This is a genomic window from Arthrobacter sp. H41 (genome assembly GCF_000520535.1).
GTDB lineage: Bacteria > Actinomycetota > Actinomycetes > Actinomycetales > Micrococcaceae > Arthrobacter_D.
Genome location: NZ_KI914782.1, coordinates 25,986 through 36,062 on the forward strand (window position 1 = coordinate 25,986; position 10,077 = coordinate 36,062).

The 10,077-nt window shown below is 65.3% G+C and carries 9 protein-coding genes and 2 pseudogenes; 4 read left to right on the forward strand and 7 right to left on the reverse strand.

Annotation, left to right across the window (positions count from 1 at the left end; genetic code table 11):
- Positions 1 to 222, reverse strand: a pseudogene (locus Y705_RS22695) (A/G-specific adenine glycosylase); the annotation flags it as partial.
- A gap of 90 nt (positions 223 to 312) precedes the next feature.
- Here Y705_RS22695 and Y705_RS18010 point away from each other — a divergent pair.
- Complete coding sequence (locus Y705_RS18010) at positions 313 to 1,038, forward strand: hypothetical protein (protein WP_049822380.1); 726 nt, start codon at positions 313 to 315, stop codon at positions 1,036 to 1,038.
- 14 nt (positions 1,039 to 1,052) lie between these two features.
- On the opposite strand, the gene disA is transcribed toward Y705_RS18010, so the two are convergent.
- Together disA and radA are read right to left on the reverse strand one after the other, a co-directional pair.
- Entirely contained in the window at positions 1,053 to 2,129 is a 1,077-nt protein-coding gene (gene disA, locus Y705_RS0106615) for a DNA integrity scanning diadenylate cyclase DisA (protein ID WP_026532282.1), read from the reverse strand.
- A 155-nt stretch (positions 2,130 to 2,284) separates the two neighbouring features.
- Positions 2,285 to 3,670, reverse strand: coding sequence for a DNA repair protein RadA (radA, locus tag Y705_RS0106620; RefSeq protein WP_026532283.1), 1,386 nt, complete (start codon positions 3,668 to 3,670; stop codon positions 2,285 to 2,287).
- Positions 3,671 to 3,819: 149 nt separating this feature from the next.
- Here radA and Y705_RS0106625 point away from each other — a divergent pair, with 149 nt between their 5' ends.
- Positions 3,820 to 4,284 carry a Fur family transcriptional regulator gene (locus Y705_RS0106625; protein ID WP_049822381.1) on the forward strand — a complete coding sequence of 155 codons (465 nt, stop codon included), beginning with the start codon at positions 3,820 to 3,822 and terminating at the stop codon, positions 4,282 to 4,284.
- 130 nt (positions 4,285 to 4,414) lie between these two features.
- On the forward strand, positions 4,415 to 4,657 hold the full coding sequence (locus Y705_RS0106630) for a hypothetical protein (protein WP_026532285.1): 243 nt from the start codon (positions 4,415 to 4,417) through the stop codon (positions 4,655 to 4,657).
- A 513-nt stretch (positions 4,658 to 5,170) separates the two neighbouring features.
- Here Y705_RS0106630 and Y705_RS0106635 read toward each other — a convergent pair.
- Positions 5,171 to 5,599 (reverse strand): GlcG/HbpS family heme-binding protein, encoded by a 429-nt coding sequence (locus Y705_RS0106635; protein ID WP_026532286.1) that lies wholly within the window; start codon positions 5,597 to 5,599, stop codon positions 5,171 to 5,173.
- Positions 5,596 to 7,782, reverse strand: a complete 2,187-nt coding sequence (locus tag Y705_RS0106640; RefSeq protein WP_026532287.1) for a malate synthase G — start codon at positions 7,780 to 7,782, stop codon at positions 5,596 to 5,598. The genes Y705_RS0106635 and Y705_RS0106640 overlap by 4 nt, the downstream gene beginning before the upstream one ends.
- Positions 7,783 to 8,356: 574 nt before the next feature.
- On the opposite strand from Y705_RS0106640, the gene Y705_RS18015 reads away from it, so the two are divergent.
- Complete coding sequence (locus tag Y705_RS18015; RefSeq protein ID WP_444826167.1) at positions 8,357 to 9,343, forward strand: FAD-binding oxidoreductase; 987 nt, start codon at positions 8,357 to 8,359, stop codon at positions 9,341 to 9,343.
- Here the strand turns inward: Y705_RS18015 and Y705_RS18020 are convergent.
- Positions 9,336 to 9,617 (reverse strand): annotated as a pseudogene (locus Y705_RS18020) (vitamin K epoxide reductase family protein); the annotation flags it as partial. The gene Y705_RS18015 and the pseudogene Y705_RS18020 overlap by 8 nt on opposite strands.
- A gap of 165 nt (positions 9,618 to 9,782) precedes the next feature.
- The coding region (locus Y705_RS0106660; protein ID WP_026532288.1) for a transposase at positions 9,783 to 10,077 on the reverse strand (295 nt) is incomplete at its 5' end.

Sequence of the window (10,077 nt, forward strand, 5' to 3'; positions counted from 1 at the left end):
GAGGTGGGCCGGCGTCGGCCACCTCGCGAGCCACTCCTCCCACACCGGAAGTACGCGCACCACAGGAGTCTGCTGCAGCATGATCTCGCTGACGAATACCCCCCACGGCGTGCGTTCCGCACTCCGCCACGGAAGATCCCTCGCGGAAACCGCGAACCACTCCTCAATCGCTGCATGGAGGTCTTCCACTCCTGGCGCGGTGGCGGGGCCCGGGGCAGGCATGGAGTGGATCGGGGAATACATGGTGAGCAATACTCTATCGACCGGCGTGGTGGCGTCAGCAATCGGTGCCCCGCTCCCTAGCCTTGAAGAATGGAACCAGTTCACGGACCGGGTAGTGCCGGAAGCACCGGAGCGCCCCCGAAGCGTCCGAGCCCGGCAGTCTATCGCCGTCGCCGTCTTGTAGCCGCCGTCCTGGCGCTGCTGATCGTCGCACTCCTCGTTGCCGGCGTCGTGACGGTGATCGGCCTCCTTTCGCGGAACGACGGCGATCCCGCCGCCGTGGGCGCTGTAGCGACGACGACGGCCGTCCCTTCGGCTGCGCCGTCCCCTACTGCGTCATCGCCTGAACCCGGCGCCAGCACGGCAGCGGAGCCCTCGCCCTCGGCTTCCGAGCCGGAGACCACTGCGGACGACGACACTTCCGGGCGTGAGTGTGATCCCGCCGAGATCGTGGTCGAGGCGAAAACCGATGCACAGGCTTATGCCCCGGGACAGGAACCGGTGCTGAGCCTGGTGGTGCGCAACGAAAGCGGGACGGCGTGCGCCGTCAACGTCGGCACCTCGCAGATGGAGTTCGTCGTTGCCGACCCGGCCGACCGGATCTTCTCGTCGACCGATTGCCAGCAGGCGCCGCAGGATCTTGAGAGGGTTCTGGAGCCGGGCGCGGAGGAAGTAGCAACGCTCGAATGGGAGCGTACGCGCACTACTCCCGGGTGTGCCTCGGTGGAACCCGTTCCGGAGGGTGGAACCTATGCCCTGACGACGCGGCTGGGAGGCCTCACCAGCGGGACGACGTCGTTCGTGCTCGACGGTTAGGCCTGGTGCGGGGCCTACATGAACCGATCGAGCAGGCTGGTCTCCGCGATTCGTGAGAGGCCCTCGCGGACCGTCCGGGCCCGTTGCTCGCCAATGCCGTCGACGGCCATGAGGTCCTCGATATTGGCGGCCATGAGGTTCTGGAGCCCGTCGAAGTGATCCACCAACCGGTTGGCCACTGCAGGGGGGACGGCCTTGATGCCGGAGAGCAGGCGGTAGCCCTTCGGCTGGATGACGGCTTCGAGCGAGTCCGTGGAGGGGTTGAAGCCGAGGACGCTTGCGATGGTTCCCAGGTCGATCAGTTCCGTCGAGCTGAAATTCTGCAGGGTGGAAACCCGCTCCTCGACCGGCGCGTGGCTGTTGCCGAGGTCCATGTAGTCCCGCAGCACCATCTCGCTTCCCGGTCCGAGGCCGGTGGTCAGCTCTTCGACCTGGAGGGACAGTAAGCGCCCGTCAATGCCCAGTTCGAGGACATACTGCGAGATCTCCTCGGAGATCCGCCGGACCATCTCCTGGCGCTGAAGCGTCACGGCGACGTCGCGGACCGTCACCATCGCTTCGATCTCGAGTGCAGAAAGGGAGTTGGTGACCTGGTCGAGGCGTGCACGGTAGCGTTCGAGCGTGGCCAGTGCCTGGTTGGCGCGGGCCAGCACAGGTTCCGATCCTTCGAGGACGTGCCGGAGCCCGCTGATGTAGAGGGCGATGATCTGCATGGACTGGCTCACCGAGATGACCGGGAGCCCGGTCTGGATGGCAACGCGCTCCGCTGTGCGGTGGCGGGTGCCGGATTCCTGGGTTTCGATGGTGTGGTCGGGGACAAGCTGGACGGCGGCGCGCAGGATGTTGCTCGCATCCTTGTCGCAGACGATCGCGCCGTCCATTTTCGCCAGCTCGCGGAGGCGGGTCGGGGAAAAATCAATGCCGATGTCGAACCCACCCGAACAGATCGAATCCACGGTGCGGTCGAAACCGAGGACGATCAATGCCCCCGTCCTGCCGCGCAGGATCCTCTCGAGCCCGTCGCGGAGGGCGGTGCCGGGTGCTACACGAGCGAGGGTGGCCTTCAGCGAGTCCTCGGGACTGCGAACCATGGCCCAATCCTTTCAAAATTCACGCTGCCGGCCCGCGCGGTCAGGCAGCCTCGGGTCGGAGGCGCAAGGCAGGCAGCGGCTGCGTGATTTCCGCACAGCCGAACCTAATACTAGTGGTCTGGCGGGCGATCCCTGATATCGGTTTCGAGCGATGACTAGAAGAGCAGGGTCAGCGCCTCGGTCAAAGTGGATACTTCCCGCACCGTGAAGCCCTTCGGGATGGGCCCGGGCCCGTTGGGCGACGCCGGTACCACTGCATGCGTGAAGCCGAGCCGCTCCGCTTCCTGGATGCGCCGTGCAATCCCGGGCACGGGGCGCACCTCCCCGGCCAGCCCCACCTCCCCGAAGGCGATGAGCTGCGGGGGCAGGGGCTGGTCCGTCTTCGCCGACGCGATCGCGAGGGCCACTGCGAGGTCGGTGGCAGGTTCCCCCAGTTTGACGCCGCCGACGGTGGCGACATAGCTGTCATCCTTGTGCAGGCCCATCGATGCACGGCGCTGCAGGACCGCCAGCAGCATGGCGACCCTCGCACTGTCGAGCCCGCTCGTCGCACGGCGGGGTTGGGAGGTTGCTGATTCGGCGAGCAGTGCCTGCACTTCGGCAAGCAGCGGGCGCCTGCCTTCGAGGGTGACCGTGATGCAGGTTCCTGATACCGGATCCTTGGTTCGTGAGACGAAGAGCCCGCTCGGATCCGCGAGCCCTTCAACTCCGGCATCGGTGAGGTCGAAGCAGCCCACGTCATCGGTGGGGCCGTACCGATTTTTCACGGCGCGCAGCAGGCGCAACCGGGAATGCCGCTCGCCCTCGAACTGGCACACCACGTCCACGAGGTGCTCGAGGAGCCGCGGCCCGGCGATGGAGCCGTCCTTGGTCACGTGGCCCACCAGGATCGTGGTCATGCTCTTCGACTTCGCCACGTTGATGATCGACGCCGCTACCTCGCGCACCTGGGTCACTCCACCTGCGGTGCCGTCGACGGCGGAGCTGCTGAGGGTCTGGACCGAATCGACGACCAGAAGGGACGGGTTGAGCTTCTCGACCTGGCCGAGGGCCTGGCCCAGGTCGGTCTCGGCGCTCAGGTAGAGGGTATCCGCGACTGCCTTGATCCGCTCGGCTCGCAGTTTGACCTGCGCTGCCGACTCTTCGCCCGTGACGTACAGGACATCCCGGCCAAGGTTCGCCACGCGTGCGGCGACGTCAAGCAGCAGGGTCGACTTTCCGACGCCCGGTTCACCTGCCAGGAGGATGACCGCGCCGGGCACCAGGCCGCCGCCGAGCACGCGGTCGAGCTCGTCGATCCGCGTCGGTTGGAATGCTGCGGTGGTTGCATCCACGTCGGCAATGCGTTGGGCGGGCCGCAGAACGGTGGCCGCCGCCGTCGTTCGTGCGACCGGCTGCCCGGTCTCCTCGACCGTGCCCCACGCCTGGCACTCGCCGCAGCGGCCCACCCATTTTGCCGTCGTCCAACCGCACTCGGCACACCGGTATCCGGGGTTGTTGCTGCGGCCCGCGCGCGTAGCCATAGAGCTCTTTGTTGCCATTTCCTCAGCGTACCGGCGCCCACTGACATTACTGGACCGGCTGTCATCCTCGCAGCGCAGCTCCCTTGCATGCGCCTTCGTGTGCCGACGCCGTTCCCTTCGCCCTCCGGTTGTTTTGACTTAACCAAAACAAGCGATAGCCTTGGATCATGGCGTTCACAACCGACTCCTCGACCGGTACGGACACGCTGCGGCAGTCGATCCGGAACTCAGGGCTGAAGGTCACGGCGCCGCGTCTTGCTGTGCTGGAAGTGCTACAGCAGAACCCGCATTCAAGTGCGGAGCAGATCTTCGCGAAGGCACAGGACATCCTCGGCGGTTCGTCCACCCAGGCTGTCTACGGAATCCTCGCTGCCTTCACGGGAGCCGGGCTCGCACGGCGGTTCGACCCTCCGGGCTCGGCGGCTCTCTTCGAATGCAGGGTGGGAGACAACCACCACCACCTGGTGTGTGCGCAGTGTGGTGTGGTCAAGGACGTCGATTGCGTGATCGGACAAGCTCCCTGCCTCACTCCGTCAGACACGGCGGGGTTCACCGTCTTCGCGGCAGAAGTCACCTTCAACGGCCTCTGTCAGCCGTGCCGCGTCCAGGCCACGGCCGAACCCACTTCCTGAGCACTACCGAATCCGGCGGATCTCCGACCGCCGCCGCGCTGAGTGCTGCCCGGACGCCGGCACAGCAAGCGGCCATCTCCGTTCGTCAACAACCGTTCGGGTACAAGCCGGACAACACCAAGGAGCCACCATGACCCTTCTCGATCGCACGGCAACCATCCCCCGCGAGGCATCGAACCACGCTACCCAGCAGGCGCCTGCTGCGCCCCTGGGCGGCAGCTACATCACCCGCGCAGCCACCACGGCGAGCAGTAGCGAGGGAACCTACGTCAGTACAGGATCGCCCCTGATGCCGTTGCGCCGCGGAATCTACGTCACGACCTTCAGCCCCTCACGCTCCAGTAGCCCGGGCAGGTACACCTATTCGAGTTGAACGGTCGAGCAGCAAGGTGGAGGTGGGCCCGCCCGGCCTGGAACGTAGGGGGTGGGCCCCTCTTCGACAGTAATGATTGGCGGTTTCACATTTGCCTGGGTGGAACACCCTTCAATGCACCGATCTGGGCGATCAGCGAGCGATCTGCTGGGCAAACCCATTCCGCGAGTCCTGATGCAGTCCCAACGACAGGTCGCGCAGGGTGCGTGGTGGGATGACGTGGGCACTCTGGCCAATTGCTGCCAGTTCGCCAAAGTTCCTCCATGACCCACTCCTGGACCTGGTCGGCCAGATCAGCAAGTCTTTCCGCAGTGTCCTGGTCCCTGGACACGGCTACTCCCATGCCGGACCCGGTGGAGGACCATAGTCTGGCCGTTGCACGTCCCCTACTTCGGTCCCATTCCTTGTCTTCCACGCGTGGCATCGGCGCACCAGTAGCAGCAATGTCAAGGAGGATAGGCGCGAGCGTATCGCGGAGAATCCGATCCATAACGAGAACGTCGAGGGGGAGCGTCAGTCCACCTGAGCAGTCAGACCGGCAGCCTCGATCGCCGTCGATGCCGCGCTCTCGTCGTTGTCGGAGCTGTCGCCGCTGATACCCACGGCACCCTTGATCGCTCCGTCCTGATCGCGGACCAGTACGCCACCGGGCACCGGGATGAGTCGGCCACCCAGAGTCGCGGTCGCTGCTGCGATGAAGTAGGCCTGCTGCTCGGCGCGCTCCATGATCGCACGCGAACCCATCCCGAGCGCCAACGCCCCGTACGCCTTGCCCTGTGCGATCTCGAAGCGATTGTTCGAGGCGCCGTCCTGACGCGCGGCGGCGATGACATGACCGCCTGCGTCGAGTACGACGACGGTCAGCGGTTTGAAGCCGTGCTGCTGGCCTGCCGCGAGGGCGTCGGCGATGATGGACTGGGCAGTTTCCAATGTCAGGCTCATGATGCGTTCCTCGTCATAGTGTCGGTGTGCTTGTGCAGGGCACGGCGCCGGTGCAGGATCGGCTCCGTGTACCCGGATGGCTGGGCGGCGCCGTCGAGGACGAGCTCGCGGGCTGCGAGGAACGCCTCGGTATCGAACGCCGGGGACATGGGCGTGTAATCGGGGTCCGAGGCGTTCTGCTCGTCGACGACCGCAGCCATCCGCCGCAGTGACGCTTCCACTTCTTCCTCGGTCACGACACCGTGCAGGAGCCAGTTCGAGACGTGCTGCGAACTGATGCGGCAGGTGGCGCGGTCCTCCATCAGGGCTGTGCCGTGGATGTCGGGGACCTTGGAGCACCCTACGCCGTCGTTCACCCAACGGACGATGTAGCCCAGCGTGCTCTGGATATTGTTGTCCAGCTCATTGCGCCGATCATCGGCGCTCCAGCCGGTGGGCTGACCGACTGGGATGGTGAGAAGCTGCCGTAGTGTCGACCGGCGCTTCCCGGCGAGTTCGGCTTGCCGGGCGTCCACGTCGACCTGGTGGTAGTGGGTGGCGTGGAGGGTCGCGGCGGTCGGGGAGGGCACCCAGGCGCAGTCCGCGCCGGCGAGCGGATGCGCGACCTTCTGGGTCAGCATGTCGGCCATGTTGTCCGGGGCCGCCCACATGCCCTTTCCGATCTGGGCCCGACCGCTGAAGCCGCACTCCAGCCCGATATCGACGTTCGCGTCCTCATAGGCCGCGATCCAGCTTGAATTACGCATGTCGGCCTTGCGGACCATCGGGCCGGCGAGCATCGAGGTGTGGATCTCGTCGCCGGTACGGTCCAGGAACCCGGTGTTGATGAACGCCACACGGTCCCGTGCCTCCCAGATACACGCCTTCAGGTTCGCGGACGTACGGCGCTCTTCGTCCATGATGCCGATCTTGAGGGTGAGCGGATCGAGGCCCAGCACGGGCTCGGTAGCTGCAAGCAGGGCGCAGGCCACGGCGACCTCACCCGGTCCGTGCATCTTCGGCTTGACGATGTAGACGGATCCGGCCCTCGAGTTGGAACCGGCGTGTGAGCCCCGCAGGTCATGCACCGAGCCGAGGCCGGTGAACAGGGCGTCGAGGATCTCCTCGGGCACCGGAGCACCGGCGGGGTCGAGCACGGCGTCGCTGGTCATCAGGTGGCCTACCTGACGGATGAGCAGCAGTGAGCGGCCGGGCAGGGTCAGCTCCGAGCCGTCGGTTGCCGTGTAGACGCGGTCAGGGTTGAGCCGTCGGGTGTAGGTGCCCTCACCCTTCGCGATCTCGGCGGTGAGGGTGCCCTGCATCAACTGCAGCCAGTTGCGGTAGCCCGACACCTTGTCCCCGGCGTCGACCGCCGCCACGGAGTCCTCGAGGTCCATGATCGTCGTGGTCGCGGACTCAAGCACGATGTCCTTCACACCGGCCGGGTCGCCCGAGCCGATGGAGTGGGTGCGGTCGATCTGGATCTCCACGTGGAGTCCGTGGTGCACGAGCAGCACGGACTCGGGCGCGTCCGCGGCTCCGCGGTAACCCACGAGCTGCCCCGGCTCCGCGAGCCCCAGTGAACCGCCCGGCGTCTCCGCGACGAGAGCGCCGTCCGCGATCCGGTAGGCGGTGACGTCGGCGTGGGATCCGCCGGCCAGGTCGGTGTACTCATCGAGGAACTGCCGTCCGCGTGCCACGACGGCGGCACCGCGGACCGCGTTGTAACCACCTGTGTGCTTGCGACCCTCGGCGTCGTCGACGGCGTCGGTGCCGTACAGCGCATCATAGAGCGAGCCCCAGCGGGCATTCGCCGCGTTGGCAGCGAACCGTGCATTCAGCAGGGGGACGACCAACTGGGGTCCTGAGACTGTGGCGATCTCGGGGTCGACCCGGCCGGTCGTGATGGTGAAGTCCCCGGGCTGATCGACCAGGTAGCCGATCGAGCGGAGGAATTCTTCGTAGGCTTCCGGATCCACGGGCACCGCGCCGCGGTCGCGGTGGTACTCGTCGATCTGCTGCTGCATCAGATTCCGGACTTCCAACAGTTCCCGCACCCGCGGCGAGAACTTGCCGATGAGCGAGGCGGCGCCAGCCCAGAATGCCCCCTCCTCGATCCCGGTCCCCGGCAGTGCTTCGTCCCGGACGAAGGCATAGAGCTCTTCCGCGATGCTGAGTCCGTTGATCTCCAGGTAATTCGGCATACTGCCCACCCTCTAAAGTTCTCATAATGTGGAAAAAATCTATCAATTGAGTAAAATTTAGTGAGGACGGGCCGACCTGTCAACGTGGCTTTCCGCGACTCGTGGGAAACGGCTTGCTGAAGTGAGGGTGATGCAGGCGAATGGCCGCCCCCTACCAACGGCTGATCGCCCTGATTCTGATCCGCTGCGCACTGCGGATCAGCGACACTCTCAGACTGAAGCAGGACATCATCCAAGACAAGGATGGCGCGCCGCAGTTCCGGACTGGCGTCAGCGGACTCCGTTGGTCTTAGAAGTCATGCACTTCACCGCATCGGGATCCTCGGACCATTGACCGCTCGCTGTCGCGAAAGTGATAGTTATCCAGTCAGCAAAAGTCTCCTTCCACCTAGTGGTAGAAGTACGAGCGCTGAGGCTCATCGCTTGATATTTCCGCATGACGAAGGAGTTTTGTGAGATGACGGTCCAAACCAGCTCGACTGCCGCGGTTCTTGAGGGCTCACGCCATGCTTCCGTGCGGGAAGCCGACCGGCTGGGGGTGAGCACCGACCGGTCGGGCTACGTCTCCGCCTCGATGCCCGACGGCGTGGTCTTCGCCGAATCAGCGGAGGACGTCGTCACGACCATGCGCCTGGCCGCCGCCAACCGCACGCCCATCGTGACGCGTGGAGCAGGAACCGGTCTTGCAGCCGGCGCATCCGCGAGATCGGGCGAAGTGGTCCTCGACCTCTCAAGGATGAACAGCATTCTCCGGATCGATCCCGTGGAACAACTAGCCGTGGTCCAGCCGGGAGTCCTCAACGGTGAACTGAACGCTGCTGCTGCTCAACATGGTCTTTTCTATGCTCCTGACCCGGCCAGCACCGCTATCTGCTCGATCGGCGGCAACATCGCGACGAACGCCGGAGGAATGCGCTGCGCGAAGTATGGCGTCACCCGGGAGGCCGTTCTGGCCCTGCAGGTGATTCTCGCGGACGGCAGGGAACTGAGAACGGGCCGCGAGACACTCAAGGGGGTCACCGGCTATGACCTCAACGCGCTGATCACCGGTTCCGAGGGCACCCTTGGAGTAGTGGTCGAAGCAACACTTCGCCTGCGTCCGCTTCCCGTCGCTACCGCTACCGTGGCTGCCTTCTTCCCGGATTTCGCCACTGCCGCCGCAGCGGCGTCGGCAGTCATTGCCGCGCGGATCCAGCCGTCACTGCTGGAACTGATCGACGGGCAGACCCTTGAGGCAGTGGACATGGCACTCGGCACGACGTACCGGAGCCGCGGCGGGGCTTTCCTCCTCGCGCAAACCGACGGTTACGGAGCCTACCTTGAGCAGGACGTCCTGATCGAGGCCATTCGACCGTTCGCCTCCTCCTACGAGAAAGCCGCAGACCCGGACGAGGCCGACCGCCTGATCATGGCCCGCCGCGAGGCCATACCATCGCTCGAGAAGCTCGGCCGGGTATCGATCGGTGACATCGGAGTGCCCCGCGGCCGCCTCGCCGAGGTGGCAGTTGGCCTTGACGAGATCTCGGCAAGGACCGGCGTCAAGTTGCGAGGCCGCGGGTAAATACCGCAGGTGCGGGGATGACGCCGTGGACCATGTTGCGGACAGTGGTGAGGATGACCAGAGGGATCATCGCCGCCCACACGATCATGCAGTAAAGGCAGAGAATGTAAATCTCGAACAGGGCCTGGCTCCACAGCCAGGTCGCGAACACCGCCCCAAGAGTCACCCCTACCTGCAGGCCCGCCCAGTACCAGCGGTCGAAGCGGGCGCCGGCAAGCAGTGCCATGCCGGTGGTGATGATGATGGTGAAGCCAACGAGACCGATAAAGGGATTAGCCCAGATTTTTCATGATGGTGGGGTTGGTCGTCGGGTTCAGGTTTGATCCTCGTTGCGGCTGTTTCGGGCGTGCTGGCGGGACCTGTTGTCGCTGGCTGGGGCGTCGGGTTCCACGTCTCCGCTGGGTTTCGTCGGTGGTTGAAGGGGCTGGCCATTCGGTTTTCAGGCCAGGAGTCGGACCTGTTGTCGGAAACTGTTTCTCAGTTCGACGATGGCGGCCAGGAGTGTGGTGATCGTGTCGGTTTCCGGTGCTTTGTCAGGGATCAGCAGCCGGGTCCGACGGGCTCTGGTGATGAGCTTCCCGGCGGTGGCGAAGAGCCGGTAACGCCACCGTTTGATGTCCCATCCCCGGGCTTGGTGGCCCGATGGCAGCGCGGCCAGCTGCAACCAGGCAACCAAGTTCATGGCCAGGGCGGCGATGTTGGCCCAGGCCTGGTTGGCGTGGAAGTCGAAGAAC

Excerpts from the sequence above, each read along its gene's own strand:
- Y705_RS18010 (WP_049822380.1), top strand. The coding sequence starts at position 313 with ATGGAACCAGTTCACGGACCGGGTAGTGCCGGAAGCACCGGAGCGCCC.
- disA (WP_026532282.1), bottom strand. The coding sequence starts at position 2,129 with ATGGTTCGCAGTCCCGAGGACTCGCTGAAGGCCACCCTCGCTCGTGTA.
- radA (WP_026532283.1), bottom strand. The coding sequence starts at position 3,670 with ATGGCAACAAAGAGCTCTATGGCTACGCGCGCGGGCCGCAGCAACAAC.
- Y705_RS0106625 (WP_049822381.1), top strand. The coding sequence starts at position 3,820 with ATGGCGTTCACAACCGACTCCTCGACCGGTACGGACACGCTGCGGCAG.
- Y705_RS0106630 (WP_026532285.1), top strand. The coding sequence starts at position 4,415 with ATGACCCTTCTCGATCGCACGGCAACCATCCCCCGCGAGGCATCGAAC.
- Y705_RS0106635 (WP_026532286.1), bottom strand. The coding sequence starts at position 5,599 with ATGAGCCTGACATTGGAAACTGCCCAGTCCATCATCGCCGACGCCCTC.
- Y705_RS0106640 (WP_026532287.1), bottom strand. The coding sequence starts at position 7,782 with ATGCCGAATTACCTGGAGATCAACGGACTCAGCATCGCGGAAGAGCTC.
- Y705_RS18015 (WP_444826167.1), top strand. The coding sequence starts at position 8,357 with ATGCCCGACGGCGTGGTCTTCGCCGAATCAGCGGAGGACGTCGTCACG.